The organism is Nocardia miyunensis NBRC 108239 (genome assembly GCF_001613065.1).
In the GTDB taxonomy this organism is placed as follows: Bacteria; Actinomycetota; Actinomycetes; order Mycobacteriales; family Mycobacteriaceae; genus Nocardia; species Nocardia miyunensis.
The window spans coordinates 1-17,916 of record NZ_BDBQ01000077.1; the positions used below are offsets into that span (position 1 = coordinate 1).

Genomic DNA, 17,916 nt, shown 5'->3' on the forward strand with positions numbered 1-17,916 from the left:
CCGCCGTCCGGCCCGCCCCCGCGCCGCAACGGCTCGGGTCCCGGCGGCCCCGGCGGACGAGGTCCCGCGGGCCGCAAGAAGAAATCACCGTGGCGGATCGTCCGCCGCGTGCTCTACGTGCTGGTGGCACTGGGCATCGTCGTGCCGAGCGCGGTCTTCCTGATCGCCTACTCGACTGTTTCCGTACCCCAGCCGGGCGACCTCAAAACCAATCAGGTCGCCACGATCTTGGCCGACGACGGCACCACCACCATCGGCAAAATCGTTCCGCCGCAAGGTAACCGCACCGACGTCACGATCGATCAGATTCCGCCGCACGTGCGCAACGCGGTGATCGCCGCGGAGGACCGGTCCTTCTACACCAACCCGGGCTTCTCCATCTCCGGCTTCGCCCGCGCCGTGCGCGACAACCTGATGGGCAAGTCCACCGCCGGTGGTGGTTCGACGATCACCCAGCAGTACGTCAAGAACGCCATGGTCGGCAATCAGCACTCGCTGACCCGCAAGATGCACGAACTGGTGATCTCGGCGAAGATGGCGCGGCAGTGGAGCAAGGACGACATCCTCACCGCATACCTGAACACGATCCCGTGGGGGCGCGGCACCTTCGGCATCAACGCGGCCGCCCAGGCCTACTTCGGCAAGAAGGTGCAGAACCTGACGGTCGAAGAGGGCGCGATGCTGGCCGCGACCATCAACCAGCCCTACGGCCTGGATCCGGAGAACAACCGCGCGGGCGCGGTGCAGCGCTGGAACTACGTCTTGGACGGCATGGTCTCGATGGGCAACCTGCCCCAGGCGCAACGGGTCAATATGAAGTACCCGAACGTGCTGTCCTCGAACGACGGATCGACGAAGGACAAGAGCGATCCGGACACCGGCCCCAACGGCCTGATCAAACGGCAGGTGGAGACCGAGCTGAACGAAGCCGGGATCAGCCAGAGCCAGATCAACAAGGAAGGCCTGCAGATCACCACCACCATCGACCCGAAAGCCCAGCAGGCCGCGGTCGATTCGGTGACCAAGAACATGAAGGGTGAGCGTCCCGAGGACCGCACCGCCGTGGTGTCGATCGACCCGAAGGACGGCGGCGTCAAGGCCTACTACGGCGGCAGCAACGGCCAGGGCTTCGACTTCGCCAACGCGGGTCTGATGACCGGTTCGACGTTCAAGGTCTTCGGTCTGGCGGAGAACCTCGAACTGGGTAAACCGCTGTCCACCATGTACTCCAGTGCCGATCTGGACGTGCACGGCATCAAGATCACCAACGCGGAGGGTGAGACCTGTGGCGTCTGCACCATCGCCGAGGCGCTCAAGCGATCACTGAACACCAGCTTCTACCGCATGGAACTGGACATGGGCGGCGACGGCCCGGAGAAGATCGCGGCCATGGCGCACAAGCTCGGCATCCCGGACACCATTCCGGGCGTCGGCAAGACCCTCACCGAACCGGACGGGTCCGGCCCCAACGACGGCATCATCCTGGGCCAGTACCAGGTTCGCGCGCTCGATATGGCCTCGGCCTACGGCACGCTGGGCGCCGAGGGCGTCTACCACAAACCGCATTTCGTGCAGAAGGTCGTCACCGCCGACGGTCAGGTGCTGCTGGATCGCGGTCAGGTCGCCGGTGACCGGAAGGTGTCGAAGGCCGTGGCCGACAACGTGATCGCGGCGATGGCGCCCATCGCGCACTCCTCGTTCAAGCACGATCTGGCGGGCGGGCGCGTCTCGGCGTCCAAGACCGGTACCACCCAGCTCGGTGACACCGGCCAGAACCGCGACGCCTGGATGATCGGCCTGACACCCTCGCTCTCGACCGCCGTCTGGGTCGGTACCGAAAAGGGTGTCGCGTTGAAGAACGCCAACGGCGGCATCATGTACGGCTCGACCCTGCCCTCGGACATCTGGAAGGACACCATGGACGGCGCGCTCGACGGCACGCCGAAGGAGACCTTCCCGAAGCCGGATCCGATCGGCGGCCAGGCCGGCGTGCCGTCCTACTCCGCGCCGTACACCCCGCCGTCGACGACCGAGCAGTACACGCCGCCGGTGGAGATCACGCCGTCGCAGGTGGAGATCTTCCCGGGCGTCACCATCCCGATCCCGGGAATCCACCAGAACCAGAGTCAGCCGCAGCAACAGCAACAGCAACAGCCGAACGACGCCGGGCCGATGTCCGGTCAACCCGTCGCTCCCGGCGGGACCTGGCCGAGCACACCGGCTCCCGGCGAGAGCAACAACGACAACCACAACGGCGATAGCAACTAGGACAGCTCACCGGGCAACCGGTAGCGTCGGTTGGCGTGTTCGAGGAGCAATTGGCGCAGGCGCATCCAGGGCCCCGGGGGGAAACACGGGAATCCGCAGACCGATACCCGTCCCCGGCCCCGGACGCCGAGCCTCGATCGGCGACCTGGCGTGACCGCCCCAGCCGGACCGATCCGCTGACCTCGCAGTTGTCCACCGCGATCGGCGGACCGGTCGGCGACCACGCGCTGATCGGGCGGTCCCGATTCTGGACGCCGCTGCGGATCATGCTGGCCTTCGCGGTGGTCATGCTGGCCCTGAGCTGGGGCGGTAAGGCCGCGTGCATCCAGCAGACCACCACCGACGACGGTCGGCTGACCCTGGACTGGAACCACGGCCGTCAGTACGTGGCGATGTGCTACTCGGACACCGTCCCGCTGTACGGCGCGGAACGTCTGGACGAGGGTGCGTTCCCGTACAAGAAGAGCTGGACCGAATTCGGTTCGGACGGCAAACCGCACACCCGGTACATGGAATATCCCGTGCTTTCCGGTCTCTACCAGTACGTTTCGATGGAACTGGCCAATGTGTGGGATTCGCTGCCGCTGCCCGGGGCGCTGCCGGTGGTGGTGTATTTCAACGTCGCGGTGATCGGCCTGGCGATGGCCTGGCTCGTGACGGTCTGGGCCTCGACGCAACTGGCCGGGCGACGGGTCTGGGATGCCGCGCTGGTGGCGCTCTCGCCACTGGTGCTGGTGCACGCGTTCACCAATTTCGACGCGCTGGCAACGGCATTCGCCGCCACCGGCATGCTCGCCTGGGCGCGGCGGCGACCGGTCCTGGCCGGCGTGCTGCTCGGGCTCGGCGGCGCGGCGAAACTGTATCCGCTGCTGCTGCTCGGTCCGATCGTGGTGCTGTGCCTGCGCACCGCTGACCGCCAGCGGATCCCCGGCATGCGAGAGTTGTTGCGCCGCAGGGGATCCAGCGTCCTGGACACAGTGCGCGACTATCTCGCGGGAACCAGGATCAGTCCGCTGCGCGCCGCGGGCGTCACGGTCGGGGCCGCGGCGATCAGCTGGATCGTGGTGAATCTGCCGATCGCCGTACCGTTCACGGACGGCTGGTGGGAGTTCTTCCGGCTCAACACCCAGCGGCAGGCCGATCCGGATTCGATCTACAACGTGATCACCTCGTTCACCGGCTGGACAGGCTTCGACGGCACGCTCGCCCCGGAGCAGACGCCATCGACGCTGAACACGGTCTCGCTGCTGCTGTTCGGTCTGGCCTGTGCCGCGATCGCCTACATCGCGCTGACCGCGCCGCGGCGGCCGCGGCTCGCGCAGCTGGGCTTCCTGGTGGTCGCGGCGTTCCTGCTGACCAACAAGGTGTGGAGTCCGCAGTATTCGCTGTGGCTCGTCCCGCTCGCGGTGCTGGCCCTGCCGAATCGCCGAATCCTGTTGACCTGGATGACGATCGACGCACTGGTCTGGTTCCCGCGGATGTACTACTACCTGGGCACCGATCGCAAGGGCGTACCCGAGCAGTGGTTCACCGGTACGGTCTTCCTGCGTGATCTGGCCGTGATCGCGTTGTGCGCCTTGATCGTTCGGCAGATCTACCGTCCGGCCGAGGATCTGGTGCGGCTCGAGGGGGTCGACGATCCGGTCGGCGGAATCCTGGATCGCGCACCGGATCCGCTGCTGCCGTGGTTGCCCGGATACCTGCGGCCGCACCTGTCGCATACGCCCGCACGACCGGTCCGATGACCTCCGGGAGCCGGACCGGTCAGGACGACACCGGCACCAGCTCGCCGGTGGAATGCCGTGGCGCCGCGAGCCCGGACCGCCACCGTCCGCGCGCCGGTACCGAGACGAGGGCGAACAGCAGGTACACCAGCAGCATGGCCCGGCCCCACACCCCGAACAGCACGAAATGCTTCTCCAGATCGGCGCTCGAACCCGCGCCGAGCGCGTAGAAGTAGCGGAATATGCCGATCCCGAGCGACGCGTCGGCCAGCAGATACGCCACCACCACCGACCACGGAATCTCCAGCAGCACCAGGAACGGGATCAGCCACAGTGTGTACTGCGGCGAATGCACCTTGTGGAACAACAGGAATCCACACAGCATCGCACCGCTCACACCCACCCACGGGAACAACCCGCTCGCCTGATAACGCCGCCAGCCCAGCCACATCACCAGCGCGAACGAACACACCACCAGCAGCGGCGAGGCCGTGGACACGACGTCCTGGAAGAACCGCTCGTCGCCGGGCGTGTCGCCGAACATCGGTCGCAGTCCCCAGAACCAAATCGAATTGGTGGTGATATCGGCCTGCCGGAGTTCCTGGAAGGTGAACGATGCCCGCCAGCCCTGATATCCGGCCAGGGCGAACGGCAGATTGATCACCACGGCCGTCGCGATCGCCGTCGCGGCCACCACGCACGCGCCCCGCACGTCGTACCGCCGCGTGAACCGGGCCGGCACGCCGTCGTCCTCGCCAGGCTCGTAATCGACGCCCCGCGCGCTGCGATGACGCAACGCGTCCAGGCCGTCGCTCCCGCCGACCAGGACGTGAACCATCAAGGGCAGCACGAAGATTCCGGGGTACAACTTCAGGCAGAAGCCGATGCCCAGCAGGACAGCGGCGAGCACACCACGGGTACGCACCGAATACCTGGTCAACGCGGTGACCACGTACACCGCGCCGACCGCCGTGCACACGACGGGCAGTTCCCAGTTGTGGAACGCGTACAGCACCAGCGGCGGCGCGGCCGCCCACAGCAGCGCCGCCTTCCCCGACATCCGTCCCAGCATCCACGCCGTGGCCAGCGCGAAGGGCGCGAGCAGCAGCGCGGAATGCAGCAGGAATGCCGCATCGGTGTGCGCGCCGATCGCGCCGAGCCACATCAGCAGCCCGCTGAGCACCGGATATTCCACCGCGCCGCCGGTCAGCGCGCCGTGTCCGGTGATCCCGCCGGAGAGGTACGGAAATATGTGCTCGTTGATATCGCGGCCCAGCCACAGGAACTGGATGTCGGAATAACAGACGTGCGAATCCTTGATGTGGTCGAACGCCGTACTGCGGCCGTTCGATTCGAAGGGCGCCCCCGCGCACCTCGCCTTGTTCAGATATGCGAACAGCAGCGTCACACCGCACAACGACAACACCGTCACCGCGGTGACCCGGCCCGGCCGCGGCGGGTTCGCCCGCGTTCCCGGACGGTTCGACATGGCACCCACGATAGGTGGCTATACCCAAATTCCGCGCGGGCAGCTCTGCGCCGAGATCGATTTCGCTACCGAATACCTGCTCATGTAGCCTTGTCGGGTTGCTGACGCAACGACCCCTCCTGCCACGGACCGTCCGTGGCCGCACCAAGACCACAGGAGGTGATGGGTTCCCGTGCGTCATTACGAAGTGATGGTCATCCTCGATCCGAGCCTGGACGAGCGTACCGTCGGTCCGAACCTGGACACCATGCTGAACGTCGTGAAGTCCGACGGCGGCAAAGTCGACAAAGTGGATATCTGGGGCCGCCGCCGGCTGGCCTACGAGATCTCCAAGCAGAGCGAGGGCATCTACGCGGTCGTCGATCTGACCGCCGAGCCTGCCACCGTGAGCGAGCTCGACCGCCAGCTGGGACTCAACGAGTCGGTTCTGCGCACCAAGGTGCTGCGCGCCGACAAGAAATAGTCCCCTGTCCCCCGCGGTACTCGTTTGCGTCGGTGCCTGTCTCTAGGCTCTAGCACAACAGCGCGAGTACTGCGTATCTGCACCGGAGAGCAGGAGGAACCATGGCAGGCGACACGATCATCACCGTCATCGGCAATTTGACGGCGGACCCCGAGCTTCGATTCACGCCCGCGGGCGCCGCGGTGGCGAATTTCACCGTCGCGTCCACACCCCGCGTGTTCGACCGTAATTCGAACGAGTGGAAAGACGGCGAGGCTCTGTTCCTGCGCTGCAACATCTGGCGCGAGGCCGCGGAGAATGTGGCCGAGTCGCTGACCAGGGGTTCGCGCGTGATCGTGAGCGGCCGGCTCAAACAGCGCTCCTTCGAGACCCGCGAGGGTGAGAAGCGCACGGTCGTGGAGCTCGAGGTCGACGAGATCGGCCCCTCGCTGCGCTACGCCACCGCCAAGGTCAACCGGACCACGCGCGGCGGCGGTGGCGGTGGCGGATACTCCAACGCCAATGCCAATTCCGGTGGTGGTGGGGGCTTCGGCGGCTCCAACGGTGGCGGTGGCCGCGGCGGTCAGAACGCCGGCGGCGACGACCCGTGGGGCAGCGCTCCCGCAGCCGGCTCCTTCGGGGGCGGCGCAATGGACGACGAACCGCCGTTCTAGAACGGCTTTCATACGGGGTCACGGTTGTGACTCCCAGGCAATACGGAGAACGAGACCATGGCCAAAGCACCGGCACGCGAAAAGGTGCTGAAGAAGAAGGCCTGCGCCTTCTGCAAGGAAAACAAGGCTGCTGCCAAGGACGGCAAGAAGATCGCGGCCATCGACTACAAGGACACGACGCTGCTGCGCAAGTACGTCAGCGACCGCGGCAAGATCCGCGCGCGTCGCGTCACCGGCAACTGCGTGCAGCACCAGCGCGATATCGCCATTGCGGTGAAGAACTCGCGCGAAGTGGCGCTGCTGCCGTACGTGTCCACGGCTCGCTGAGAACGGGAGGAACACTAATGAAGCTGATTCTGACCGCTGATGTGGACAACCTCGGCGCTCCCGGCGACACCGTGGAGGTCAAGGACGGTTACGGTCGTAACTTCCTGCTGCCCCGCGGCCTGGCGATCGTCGCCACCCGTGGTGCGGAGAAGCAGGTCGCGGGCATCCGCCGGGCGCAGGACGCCCGTAAGGTGCGCGACCTCGATCACGCCAACGAACTCAAGCAGGCCATCGAGGGCCTCGAGTCGGTCTCGCTGTCGGTGAAGACCGCGGGCACCGGCAAGCTGTTCGGCTCGGTCACCACGGCCGATGTCGCGGGCGCCATCAAGTCGGCCGGTGGCCCGGTGCTGGACAAGCGCAGCATCGAACTGCCCAAGACGCACATCAAGAGCATCGGCAAGCACGGTGTCGTGGTGCATCTGCACCCGGATGTGGCCGCCAAGTTCACCCTGCAGGTCGACGCCGCGGAGTGATCTCGCGCACGCGCGCATGACGTTCGCAGGACCACCTTCGTACCAGGGGTACGAAGGTGGTCCTCGGGCGTGTTTCGTCGTGCCCGCATTCTTGTTAACCGGTAATTAGCCGGTTTTCATCGTTCGGCAAGGGATCCCTCGGTGGTCGATCTTCGGCCCGACCTCGGCGTATTCGGGACAAGATGGGGATAACCGATCGAACCGACCGATCGCATTGTGATCCACGCCATACCGCATGAGGGTGCTGTTAACCTGACACGCCCGGCTGTTCATCTCGAACGACACGCCGCCGCTTTATTAATCCACATGTGCGTAACTGCGGAAACGTCTTTTCACCTTGCTGTTGTACAGAGCTGGGATTGGTTTTCCCCAGGTATTCCACATGGGGTGCACAACAGCAGGTGAACTATCCCCAGTTTATCCACAACAGTGTGCACAGCATGGTTTGGTACTCCCCAGCCCGGTCCCATAGGTTCGATCCGTTGTCGTGATCCGGTGCCCGGAACCGCGCGATCTCCTCGGCCTCGCAGCATGCACCATCGGTTTGCTCCGTGCCGCCCCGCAACATCCCGCGACCTCGTCGTGGCGGTGCGTCCGGGACGACGCGGCCCGCCGCGGGGAGACGAGAAGATGTCGGTGCCCGGGGGTACAACGGGTGGACTATGACGTTGGGGCGCGGACGAAGTCGACCGTTCTACGGCGTAGAACTTGACAGTGCCCCAGGGCGTGACGAGAGAGGACGGTCGAAGTCGTGGCAGTCGTCGACGATCGCGGCACCCCGGAGTACTCGGAGACGCCGGGCGAGGATTTCGGCCGGCAGCCGCCGAACGACATGGCGGCCGAGCAGTCCGTCCTCGGCGGCATGATGCTGAGCAAGGACGCCATCGCCGACGTCATCGAGGTCATCCGTCCCGGCGATTTCTACCGTCCCGCCCATGAGGCCGTCTACGACGCCATCCTGGATCTGTACGGCCGCGGCGAACCGGCCGACCCGGTGACGGTCGCGGCCGCCCTGGACCGTCGCGGTGAACTCAAGCGCATCGGCGGCCCCCCGTACCTGGTCACCCTGACCCAGACCGTCCCCACCGCCGCCAACGCCTCCTACTACGCGGAAATCGTTGCGGAGAAGGCGATTCTGCGCCGTCTGGTGGAGGCGGGCACCCGCATCGTCCAGTTCGGCTACGCCGGAGCCGACGGCCAGGACGTCGCCGAGGTCGTCGACCGCGCTCAGGCCGAGATCTACGAGGTCACCGAACGCCGCTCCAGCGAGGACTTCCTTCCCTTGGAAGAACTTCTGCAACCCACGATGGACGAAATCGACTCCATCGCCAGCCGAGGCGGCATCTCCCTCGGCGTCCCCACCGGCTTCACCGAACTCGACGAGGTGACCAACGGCCTGCACCCCGGCCAGATGATCATCGTCGCGGCCCGCCCGGGCGTCGGGAAATCCACTCTCGGACTGGATTTCATGCGGAGCTGTTCGGTGAAGCATGGGTTGGCGAGCGTTATCTTCTCGCTGGAAATGAGTAAGACCGAGATCGTCATGCGTCTGTTGTCGGCGGAGGCGAGGATCAAGCTCGGTGATATGCGTTCGGGGCGGATGAGCGACGACGACTGGACGAAGCTGGCGCGGCGGATGAGTGAGATCAGCGAGGCGCCGTTGTTCGTGGACGATTCGCCGAACCTGACGATGATGGAGATCCGCGCAAAAGCCCGGCGGCTCAAACAACGTCACGATCTGCGTCTGGTCGTCGTGGACTACCTCCAGCTGATGACGTCGGGTAAGAAGGTCGAATCCCGCCAGCAGGAAGTCTCCGAATTCTCCCGAAGCCTCAAACTTCTGGCCAAGGAACTCGAGGTCCCGGTAGTCGCCATCAGCCAGCTGAACCGCGGCCCGGAACAGCGAACGGACAAGCGCCCCATGGTCTCCGACCTGCGCGAATCGGGATCGCTAGAACAAGATGCGGATATGGTCATCCTGTTGCATCGGCCCGATGCGTTCGAGCGAGACGACCCGCGGGGCGGCGAGGCGGATCTCATTCTGGGTAAGCACCGTAATGGTCCGACGGCAACGATTACCGTTGCGCACCAGCTGCATTTGAGTCGGTTCGTGGATATGGCTCGCGGGTAGGGGAGTCCGGCCGCTTGGCCGGGTTCGGGCGAAATCGGGTCGGTCGCGTCAGTCCGTTTTCGCTTGCTGGGCGATCATGCCTATCAGGGTCGTGACGAGGTCGTCGGGGGAGACCTGCCATTTGTCCTTGGCAAGGTGGCCGCTGAGGTCCATGGTGGTGACGCCGTGGACGCTGGTCAGGACGAGTGCGCCGAATCGGGGAGCTCGCCGGGCGCCGACGAGATCTGTTATGAGGGTGTGGAATTCGGTTTCGAAGCGTTCGGCCGCTCGGGTCGCGGCGTGGACCGCGGCCGGGTCGCCGCGGGGGGTTTCGAACATCAGGCGGTACAGGTGTGGTTGGTGGCGGCCGACCGTCATCAGCTCGGCCAGGGCGCGGCGCAGGGTGTCGGCCGGAGGTAGCTCGGCGGCGGCGCGGACGGCCTGCACCTGATCCGCGAGGCGGTCCAGGGCCTCGGCGGCGATGGTGGTGAGCAGGCTGTCCTTATCGGGAAAGTGCCGGGACGGCGCGCCTCGGCTGACGCCGGCGCGCGCGCCGACCTCACGCAATGTCCCGGCGTCCGGGCCGCCGCGGTCCAGGAGGTCGGCGGCCGCGGTCGCCGAATACCGACGCAGCGAACACAATGCACGGCAGACACATTCGCATCCGTTCGACTACCGCTGAACCGCCCCGGATCAACATCATCACTCGTGACTACACGGTAGGTCTCACGTGCAGTTTGTATCCGGCACCCGATCGGCCGTCCATCGTCCCCGCAATACGATCCGGGCCAGCTCGGCGGGCGTAGCGGTGGTCGTGTCGACGATCGTGTCATAGGGATAGCCGTGATCGTGGACCGTGCGCAGATGCCCCCGCGCCAACCCGATTGTCTTGCCACGAGCCGACTCCCGCTGCTCGGCGACAGCCAGCGGGCATGTGACGCGAACCAGTTGAACGTCCAGACCGGCCAGCGCATCCATCCACATGGGCAGCAGATCCGGGGACAGCAGCATCTCGTCGACGACCAGGTGATCGCCCCCGCGAGCGAACTCGGCAGCCGCCGCGCACGCCGACCGCAGCATCCGGTATCCGACGTGGCCGCAGCGGATGACCATCAGCGGGTGACCGTCCGCATCGTGGCCGGTCCGGTCGTACCAGAATCCCTCACGGCTGAGCGGACCATCGCGTCCACCGCCCCAATTCGGCGGAACCAGGCCGAACAAGGTGTCGATCCCCCAGTAGACGAACGGGACCTCGCTCTCATCCTGGATGGCCCGGGCCAGCGTGGTCTTGCCCGCGCTCGATATGCCATTGAGGAAGATGACCCGATGAGGGAGTTCGGCGTCCCGCATTCATCCACGCTATCCGGTCCGCGGGGGCAGGGGGCGGCTGCGAGCCGAGTCAGCCGAGCAGTCCGCCGAATCGGTTGCGGGACAGCAGTTCTAACAGGAGTTGGGCGAGGGCGGGGTCGCCTTCGATGCGGATCCGTTCGGAGACCTCGGTCAGGCTGGGGGGTGAGCCCGCGGCGGTGAGGGCGGCGAGGGTACGTAGGCCGGTGTTCACCACGATGTCGGGGTGGTCGGCTTCGCCCGGCGTGACGTGTACTTCTCCGTCGTCGATGGATAGCACCGCGGGAGAGTCGTCGAGGCGGAACTGGATCGTGGCGCGAAGTCCGGTGGTGGCGGACGGGTCGATGAGCGTGGCCAGGAAGACCAGGGTCCACTCCGCGCGGTAGTTCTCCCCGGGGCGACGCGGTTCGTCGAATTCGTGGCGCAACCCCCACAGGGCGAGCGGGACGAGAGCGGCGGCGAGCTCGCGGCCCGCCGGGGTCAGGTCGTAGACCTGGGAGGCGGCGGGGCGCGGTAGTTGCCTGCGGGCGATCAGGCCATCCTGTTCGAGTTGTTTGACGCGGGCGGCGAGCAGGCTGGTGCCGATGCCGTCGAGCGCGTCGGCGAGGTCGGAATAGCGCTTGGGCCCGGACATCAGCTCGCGCACGATCAGCAGCGTCCATCGCTCGCCCACCAGGTCGAGGCTTCGCGAAAGTCCGCAGTACTGGTTGTAGGAGCGGCGCGCCATGGTCCATCCTGTTCTAAATTATCTAGCACTTACTTCTAAATCTTATGCTAGCATGATCGCAGGGTTGACCGACGAGGGGAGATGTCGTGACGGCACTACTGGATGATCCCGAAACCCTTGCACTGCAAGCACTCTCATCCGAGATCGATGCGGAGGTGCGGCATCGTTTCACGCGGATCGACGGTCTGCGCATCCACTACGCCGAGGCCGGGGCGGGCGAACCACTGATCCTGCTGCACGGCTGGCCGCAGCACTGGTGGGAATGGCGGCACGTCATCGGCCCGCTGTCCCGGCGATACCGGGTGATCTGCCCGGACGTTCGCGGGCTCGGCTGGTCGGAGGGGAGCAGTTCCGGATACACCTTCGAGCGCCTGGCGCGAGACCTGATCGAGCTGATGGATCAGCTCGAGCTGCCGCGGGCACGGATCACCGGACGGGACTGGGGTCTGGTCACCGGCTATCGAGCGTGCTTGAACTGGCCGGATCGGTTCGAACAGTTCGTCGCGATGGCCGGGGTGCACCCGTGGACGGCCGCGGGTTTCGGACCACCGGTCTTCCTGCGCCCGTGGCATGTGTATCTCATCGCACTACAGGGTAATTCGTCTCGCCTGCAAGACTGGCTGAGTCTTCGGAGTCTGCGGGCATGGCGATTCCGGGGCAGTTTCTCCCCGGAGGAGGTCGAGGCGTATCAGCAACGCATGCACACCCCGGCCGCATATATGGCGTCGGCCGATTTCAATCGCAACGTCATGCTGCGCGAGGTCCCGTACTTCATCCGGAACTACCGCCGATTGCGGCTGCGGGTCCCGACATTGCATCTCAACGGTGCGAAAGATTCACTCTCGGAAGGCATTCCGGACAGCTACCGAAACCACGCCGATGACCTGCGACTCGAAATGATCCCGGACTGCGGGCATTTCGTTCCCGAAGAGCAGCCCGAATGGCTCATCGATCGGCTGACGGAATTCTTCGGCGAATCCGGTGCTCAGGTCGGCCGGTAGCGGGCTCTGATGTGGAAGCGCTCGCCCTGGGGGCCCAGAATGCTGAGGAATTCGACCGGCTCAGGCTCGGCGTTTCCGAACCAGTGCGGTAGGTGGGTGTCGAATTCGGCGACCTCGCCGGTGGACAGGATCAGGTCCTGATCGCCGAGGATGACGCGGAGGCGACCGTTGAGGACGTACAGCCAGTGGTACCCCTCGTGCGAGCGGGGATCGGGCTCACGGTCGTAGCGATCGGCGGGCAGGATCTGCTTGAAAGCTTGCAGCCCACCGGGTTTGCGCGTGAGAGGGATGACGGTCATGCCATCGCGGGTGAACGGGCGAGGGAATACTCGCGGATCGCCGCTGGCGGGTGCGCCGACGAGTTCGTCGATCGGGACTCGGTAGGCGCGGGCCAGCGGAAGCAGCAGTTCCAGGCCCGGTTTGCGCTGGCCGGATTCGAGCCTGGACAGTGTGCTGATCGGAATTCCGGTGCGCTCGGACAACGTCGTCAGCGTGAATCCGCTGCGTCGGCGCAGCTCACGTAGCCGTGGGCCGACGGCGGCCAGGACGGTGTCGAACTCCTCGGTCATGGATTCACTGTGCCCAACATTTGCGGAGACCCCCGACGGCGATATGAACCCGAACGACTTCTACCAGCCCGCCGAAATCGCGGCCCTCCTGGACGAGGACTGGATCGTCCTGATCGACGAGACCCGCCCGCGCACGGCTCCCGCTCCCGCGGGCACCCACCACACCAACGACACCGTTCTGCGCGCCCAGCGCAAGCCGAATACCGCTGCACCGCAGTGAGTTCGATGCAGTGTCGCCCTCAGATGCCGCATTCCGTTCGGCGTCACTTACTCGAATACGTTTAATTAGATTGCACTGCAAAAGATCTCGTGTAACCCACATCGATTCGGGATGTGCCGCATACAGCATATGTACTGATCCGACACACGACATACGGTCGTGGCGGCGTTCCCAGTCCGGACGGAAACCTCCGATTGCCCTGCACGACAATTGATCGAATAGGTCGATGGGGTGATTCCCGGGACTGATGAGCGCGCCGGATACACATCACTACAAGGCGTGTACGAGCCGACCACGCATGCCGCCCGAAAGTGCTCGGCCTCCCTTGCGGACCATTTCGGCACTCGGGCTGAGCATGTTGTGCGGCAACCGATTCAGCGGATTGCCGGGGTGATGGCCCGGGGGCGGATCAACGCGCCCGAGGCGTATTCCTCCAGGGCGTGGGCGAGCCAGCCTGCGGTACGAGCGACTGCGAAGACGGTTTCGCCCGCGCCGGGCAGCATGTCGAAGACGAGGCCGAGGACGGCGAGGGGGAAATCGCAGTTGAATTCGGGGAGGCGGCGGGCGCGTAGTTCGGCGCGGACGGCCTCCGCGGTCGCGATTGCCGGGTGGTCGGGGGCCATGGGGCACAACAGGTTCCACAGGTGGGTGCCGCGGGCGTCGCCGTTCTTGTAGACCGTGTGGCCGAAGCCGGGGATGCGCTCGCCGCGGCGCAACCGGTCGCCGATGACGCGTGAGACCATGGCGGGTTCGGCGATCTCGACGAGCATGCGTTCCACTGCCGGGGAACTGCCGCCGTGCATCGGTCCGCCGAGTACGCCCAGACCGCAGCCCACCACGGCGTAGGGGTCGGCGCGAACCGAGGCGGCGACACGGGCGGCGAAGGTCGAGGCGGCCAGTTCGTGATCGGCGAGCAGGATCAGCGCGGTGTCGATCAGCCGCAACTCCGGCGCACCGCACGGCGGACGCGGCGTCAGCCGCGACCAGAGCAGCGCGGAGATCGAGTCCTCGACCGGCTCACTCAGTGCGGGCAGGGCCTCGACCATGCCCGCGATCAGGGTGCGGCCGATGGCCGCGACGGCGTCGGGCTCACGCTGGAAACGCATCGGATCGCTGATCGCGAGGGCGGTGACCGCAACCTGCAGGCGGTCCAGCGGGAGCAGTCCGGCGGGCAGTCCGGCCTGTACCGCGCGGGCGGCCGCGACCGCGTCGGCGGGGCAGCGCCACGGCCCGGTCGATGCGAGTTCGCCGCGCCACAACCATTCGGCAACCTCCTCGAAGCGGTGACCGGCAGAGAGTTCGAGCGCGTCGCGGCCGCGATAGAACTGCCGATCGCGGCCGAGCGTGGTGATCCGCGATTCGATGGCGATCTCGGTCGGCGCGGGTTTACGACGCGGTCGCCCGCGCCTGGCCAGCTCCTCCACCTCGGCCGGATCGAACATGCTGCGCCGACGGCCCGGATCGTAGCGGCGATGCAGCACGCCCCGGCTGACGTAGGCGTACAGCGTCGCGGGCTTCACCCCGAGCCGATCCGCGGCCGACCGGGCATCGATCCATTCCATATCTTGACGATAATCAATGTTGATTCATCTCGACCCGTGGTTCACAGTGGACCCGTGACGCTCATCTCCCAGTTCGAGTACCAGACCAAGGTCTGCGCGAAGCTCGATTCGCCGCTGTACGCCGCGCTCGCGGCCGGGATCGCGCGGGACATCGACGCGGGCGGGCCGTGCGCGAAAGCGCTGTCCGGATTCGAGAACTCGCACCGCGATTCGGTTGTGCCACTGCGTTTTCTGGCCGCGGTACACGCGCTGGTGCTGTCCGGGGCCGCGCCCGATCTGGCCCGCTACTATCCGAGCGCCACGCCGCAGCCGGACCCGCCGGACGCCGATACCTGGCCCGCGTTCCGCGCCGTCGTCGCCGAGCAGATCGACTGGATCGCGACCTGGTTGGACACCCCGCCGCGCGCACCGCAGACCAACGAGGTCGGCCGTGCGGTGCCGCTGCTGGCCGGACTGCTGGCGGCGGTAGATGCGATACCGCTGCCGGTTCGACTGCTGGAATTGGGCAGTAGCGCCGGACTCAATCTGCGCGCCGACCAATTCCGTTGGCGGACCGGTGATCTCGACTGGGGACCGCCGGATTCACCGGTCGACATCGGCGACGCCTGGCGGGGGCCGGTACCCGATTGGCTGACCGCGGCGGTGCGGCGTCATCCGAGGCTGGACGTCATCGAACGGCGCGGCTGCGATCCCGCACCGCTCGACCCGCTCACTCCCCGTGGCGCTTTGACACTGCGCTCCTACCTCTGGCCGGACCAGTCCGGGCGAGCGGAACGTCTCGCGGGTGCGCTGCGGGTCGCCGAACGGGTCCCCGCCGACGTGATCGCCTCGGGCGCAAAGGAATTCCTCGCCGAGGTGAACCTGATACCCGGGACGCTGACCGTGGTCTGGCATTCGGTGATGCGGCAGTACGTCGATCCGGTCGAGTGGCGAGCGGTCACCGCCGAACTGGATCGTCTCGCCGATGCGGGCACCCCGGACGCCGGATTCGCCCACATCGCCTTCGAGGGGCAGAACAACTCCGACGACCGCCACGGTTTCCGCCTCACCGCCCGCATCGGCAACGCCCCCGAAACCGTCCTCGCCCGAGCCCACCCCCACGGTGTCCCGGCCTATCTGCACCCGGCCGACTTCTGACCGATCCCCGTGCGCCGCAGGCATATCACGGCTTCCGCACTCCGGGAACGAACAGCAGCCGTCGTCGCGGACCTACCTGTCAGTTCCCGCCCCGGAACATACCCGACGGAGCCGTGCGACGACACCGCCGGGAGTCCGGCCACCACGACTCGCATCCTCAGGGCCGATCTCTCTCGGACACACAGGGTTACGCCCCTGACCGGATACCGACCACCCTGCGCGGCGATCGATTCGGCGACGGTAACCGGTCACATCTCGCCCGGCCGATCGAGTACGCACCGACCGCCGAAAGGCTGTGCAGCTTGCCGAATCCTGTTCGACCGGATGCACGTCGAACGATCGGTGGCCCGGCCCGTTCCGGCCGCGGCGACGAGCCGTTCCGGATCAGAGCGAACGTTCACCGATTCGCTCGTGCAGCAGCAGGAAGCTGTAGGCCGCGAGGGTTTGGGCGTCGGTGATCGCGCCGGTGCGGATCATCTGCTCGACGGTTTCGCGGGGGAACCAGGACATGTGCATGTCCTGCTCCTCGGGTTCGCGTTCGGGTTCGCCGTGGGTGAGGTCGGTGGCGAGGTAGATGCGGCCACGCTGGCTGAGGGTGCCGGGGGCGGTGTCGAGCAGGCCCAGGTAGGTCATCCGCGCGGCGCGCAGGCCGGTTTCCTCGCGGAGTTCGCGATGGGCCAGTTCGACCGGGTCGGCCGAGGCGCGATCGGGCAGGGTGCCTGCCGGGAACTCCCAGCAGCGTTGTCCGAGTGGATATCTGAACTGTTCCACCAGGAGCAGGCGATCCTGTTCCCGCGGGACGATCATCGCGAAATCGGGTCGGGTGACCACGCCGTAGATGCCGGTGGATCCGTCGGGGCGACGGATGTCGTCCTCCCGGACCTCGAGCCACGGATTGGTGTAGACAGTGCGCGATCCGAGCGTCTCCATGCGGAAATTCTGCCCGAGGATCGGGCGCGCCGCCGTGAGGTCGTATCGGGCGGCGACCAACCGGCCCGTCTCGGACCGATCAATCGTGAACCAGGGCAAGCGGATCCGCATCGAGCTGACACACTGGCCCGGGTCTCGAGTTGGAACGTGGACCTGCGTCGAGCCGGGGTATCCGACCCGGTCAGGCCGGGGTCGGCATATCGGCGGGGCGGGCGAGCAGGTGGCCCCAGGCGGTGCGGGCTACGGCGGCGGAAACGTCGAGGGTGTCGACCGGCGGTTCCGCCCCGGCTAGTTCGACCAGGGCGCGGGCCAGGCCCAGGGTGGGGACACGGTGCTGACGTGCGGTGTCGAGGATTTCGGCGAACGCCTCGGCGGGACTGTAGCGGCGCAGTGCGACCAGAACACCTTCGGCGGTGTCCAGCATGCGGGCGTCGTTGCGGTGGAAGGTTTCGATGGCGGGATACGTCATGATGCTCAGGTCTCCTGCGGCGTCGGTGCCGGTCGATGATGCGGTTTGTGAGGGAACTGCCTACGCCTCGATGGCGTCCGGCCGGGACGGCCGGAAGAACGGCTGGGTCAGCCGCCGCAAGGAATGCGGGCCGCGGCAGGTCGAGGGGATCTACATTGTCGAGCCGGACACTGATGCGGATGCGGACTGTCGACGGATGTCATATTCTCGTCCCTCACCTCCTCACTGCCGAACTACTGTCGCCGGGACGCAGATCGTCGCCGGTTGTGAGCACAGAGATGTACCACCGCGAAAAACGAAGAGGCCACCCGCTCGACAGGGTTTCGGCAAACGCACGAGATGTTCCGGATGTGGACGGCCACCCGAGAGCCCACACGTGCCGTGGGTGCCCCGGTCGACCTCGGCGCGTACGGGGACGTTCCGAGATCACTAGCCTGTATTCATGCA

18 protein-coding genes are annotated in these 17,916 nt (G+C 66.3%); 10 read left to right on the top strand and 8 right to left on the bottom strand.

Translation table 11 applies throughout. The features are described 5' to 3' along the window. Together NM2_RS31320 and NM2_RS31325 are read left to right on the top strand one after the other, a co-directional pair. On the top strand, positions 1-2,268 hold a 2,268-nt coding region (locus NM2_RS31320), incomplete at its 5' end, for a transglycosylase domain-containing protein (RefSeq protein ID WP_067676465.1). A 35-nt stretch (positions 2,269-2,303) separates the two neighbouring features. After that, a complete protein-coding gene (locus NM2_RS31325) occupies positions 2,304-4,013 on the top strand; it encodes a glycosyltransferase family 87 protein (protein ID WP_084531749.1) in 1,710 nt (569 codons plus the stop codon). A 19-nt stretch (positions 4,014-4,032) separates the two neighbouring features. Here NM2_RS31325 and NM2_RS31330 read toward each other — a convergent pair whose 3' ends face one another. After that, positions 4,033-5,481, bottom strand: a complete 1,449-nt coding sequence (locus NM2_RS31330) for a glycosyltransferase family protein (protein WP_067676469.1) — start codon at positions 5,479-5,481, stop codon at positions 4,033-4,035. Positions 5,482-5,653: 172 nt separating this feature from the next. Here NM2_RS31330 and rpsF point away from each other — a divergent pair, with 172 nt between their 5' ends. The 5 genes from rpsF to dnaB all read left to right on the top strand — a co-directional run bounded on the left by rpsF (position 5,654) and on the right by dnaB (position 9,528). Next, entirely contained in the window at positions 5,654-5,944 is a 291-nt protein-coding gene (rpsF, locus tag NM2_RS31335; protein WP_040829173.1) for a 30S ribosomal protein S6, read from the top strand. Between the two features lie 101 nt (positions 5,945-6,045). Further along, positions 6,046-6,597: a single-stranded DNA-binding protein gene (locus tag NM2_RS31340; protein ID WP_067676472.1), complete on the top strand. Its 552-nt coding sequence runs from the start codon at positions 6,046-6,048 to the stop codon at positions 6,595-6,597. 57 nt (positions 6,598-6,654) lie between these two features. Beyond that, complete coding sequence (gene rpsR / locus NM2_RS31345) at positions 6,655-6,924, top strand: 30S ribosomal protein S18 (RefSeq protein WP_067676476.1); 270 nt, start codon at positions 6,655-6,657, stop codon at positions 6,922-6,924. A gap of 17 nt (positions 6,925-6,941) precedes the next feature. After that, on the top strand, positions 6,942-7,397 hold the full coding sequence (rplI, locus tag NM2_RS31350; protein WP_067676479.1) for a 50S ribosomal protein L9: 456 nt from the start codon (positions 6,942-6,944) through the stop codon (positions 7,395-7,397). Positions 7,398-8,148: 751 nt separating this feature from the next. Continuing rightward, positions 8,149-9,528: a replicative DNA helicase gene (dnaB, locus tag NM2_RS31355; RefSeq protein ID WP_067676482.1), complete on the top strand. Its 1,380-nt coding sequence runs from the start codon at positions 8,149-8,151 to the stop codon at positions 9,526-9,528. Between the two features lie 48 nt (positions 9,529-9,576). Here dnaB and NM2_RS31360 read toward each other — a convergent pair whose 3' ends face one another. From NM2_RS31360 to NM2_RS31370, 3 genes are all read right to left on the bottom strand, one after another. After that, complete coding sequence (locus NM2_RS31360) at positions 9,577-10,149, bottom strand: TetR/AcrR family transcriptional regulator (RefSeq protein WP_067676485.1); 573 nt, start codon at positions 10,147-10,149, stop codon at positions 9,577-9,579. Between the two features lie 84 nt (positions 10,150-10,233). Continuing rightward, positions 10,234-10,857: a chloramphenicol phosphotransferase CPT family protein gene (locus tag NM2_RS31365; protein WP_067676489.1), complete on the bottom strand. Its 624-nt coding sequence runs from the start codon at positions 10,855-10,857 to the stop codon at positions 10,234-10,236. A 49-nt stretch (positions 10,858-10,906) separates the two neighbouring features. Next, the gene (locus tag NM2_RS31370) at positions 10,907-11,581 is read right to left on the bottom strand and encodes a winged helix-turn-helix transcriptional regulator (RefSeq protein WP_067676492.1); all 675 of its coding nucleotides are present in this window, start codon (positions 11,579-11,581) and stop codon (positions 10,907-10,909) included. An 86-nt stretch (positions 11,582-11,667) separates the two neighbouring features. On the opposite strand from NM2_RS31370, the gene NM2_RS31375 reads away from it, so the two are divergent. Further along, positions 11,668-12,582 carry an alpha/beta fold hydrolase gene (locus NM2_RS31375; protein ID WP_067676495.1) on the top strand — a complete coding sequence of 305 codons (915 nt, stop codon included), beginning with the start codon at positions 11,668-11,670 and terminating at the stop codon, positions 12,580-12,582. Here NM2_RS31375 and NM2_RS31380 read toward each other — a convergent pair. Then, positions 12,567-13,151 carry a helix-turn-helix domain-containing protein gene (locus tag NM2_RS31380; protein WP_067676498.1) on the bottom strand — a complete coding sequence of 195 codons (585 nt, stop codon included), beginning with the start codon at positions 13,149-13,151 and terminating at the stop codon, positions 12,567-12,569. The two genes, NM2_RS31375 and NM2_RS31380, sit on opposite strands and share 16 nt — an antisense overlap. Here NM2_RS31380 and NM2_RS31385 point away from each other — a divergent pair. Next, positions 13,150-13,371 carry a hypothetical protein gene (locus tag NM2_RS31385; RefSeq protein ID WP_067676501.1) on the top strand — a complete coding sequence of 74 codons (222 nt, stop codon included), beginning with the start codon at positions 13,150-13,152 and terminating at the stop codon, positions 13,369-13,371. The two genes, NM2_RS31380 and NM2_RS31385, sit on opposite strands and share 2 nt — an antisense overlap. A 374-nt stretch (positions 13,372-13,745) precedes the next feature. Here the strand turns inward: NM2_RS31385 and NM2_RS31390 are convergent, their stop codons facing one another. Further along, entirely contained in the window at positions 13,746-14,933 is a 1,188-nt protein-coding gene (locus tag NM2_RS31390; RefSeq protein ID WP_067676504.1) for a citrate synthase, read from the bottom strand. A 54-nt stretch (positions 14,934-14,987) separates the two neighbouring features. Here NM2_RS31390 and NM2_RS31395 point away from each other — a divergent pair, with 54 nt between their 5' ends. Continuing rightward, complete coding sequence (locus tag NM2_RS31395) at positions 14,988-16,070, top strand: DUF2332 domain-containing protein (RefSeq protein WP_067676508.1); 1,083 nt, start codon at positions 14,988-14,990, stop codon at positions 16,068-16,070. 384 nt (positions 16,071-16,454) lie between these two features. On the opposite strand, the gene NM2_RS31400 is transcribed toward NM2_RS31395, so the two are convergent. Further along, on the bottom strand, positions 16,455-17,000 hold the full coding sequence (locus tag NM2_RS31400; protein ID WP_067676606.1) for an NUDIX domain-containing protein: 546 nt from the start codon (positions 16,998-17,000) through the stop codon (positions 16,455-16,457). A 181-nt stretch (positions 17,001-17,181) separates the two neighbouring features. Then, positions 17,182-17,469: an ANTAR domain-containing protein gene (locus NM2_RS31405; RefSeq protein ID WP_067676511.1), complete on the bottom strand. Its 288-nt coding sequence runs from the start codon at positions 17,467-17,469 to the stop codon at positions 17,182-17,184. Positions 17,470-17,916 lie beyond the last annotated feature (447 nt).

Bases quoted from the DNA above. Each gene is read 5' to 3' on its own strand.
- NM2_RS31330 (WP_067676469.1), bottom strand. From the start codon at position 5,481: ATGTCGAACCGTCCGGGAACGCGGGCGAACCCGCCGCGGCCGGGCCGG.
- NM2_RS31340 (WP_067676472.1), top strand. From the start codon at position 6,046: ATGGCAGGCGACACGATCATCACCGTCATCGGCAATTTGACGGCGGAC.
- rpsR (WP_067676476.1), top strand. From the start codon at position 6,655: ATGGCCAAAGCACCGGCACGCGAAAAGGTGCTGAAGAAGAAGGCCTGC.
- rplI (WP_067676479.1), top strand. From the start codon at position 6,942: ATGAAGCTGATTCTGACCGCTGATGTGGACAACCTCGGCGCTCCCGGC.
- NM2_RS31365 (WP_067676489.1), bottom strand. From the start codon at position 10,857: ATGCGGGACGCCGAACTCCCTCATCGGGTCATCTTCCTCAATGGCATA.
- NM2_RS31370 (WP_067676492.1), bottom strand. From the start codon at position 11,581: ATGGCGCGCCGCTCCTACAACCAGTACTGCGGACTTTCGCGAAGCCTC.
- NM2_RS31385 (WP_067676501.1), top strand. From the start codon at position 13,150: ATGGATTCACTGTGCCCAACATTTGCGGAGACCCCCGACGGCGATATG.
- NM2_RS31380 (WP_067676498.1), bottom strand. From the start codon at position 13,151: ATGACCGAGGAGTTCGACACCGTCCTGGCCGCCGTCGGCCCACGGCTA.
- NM2_RS31390 (WP_067676504.1), bottom strand. From the start codon at position 14,933: ATGGAATGGATCGATGCCCGGTCGGCCGCGGATCGGCTCGGGGTGAAG.
- NM2_RS31400 (WP_067676606.1), bottom strand. From the start codon at position 17,000: ATGGAGACGCTCGGATCGCGCACTGTCTACACCAATCCGTGGCTCGAG.
- NM2_RS31405 (WP_067676511.1), bottom strand. From the start codon at position 17,469: ATGACGTATCCCGCCATCGAAACCTTCCACCGCAACGACGCCCGCATG.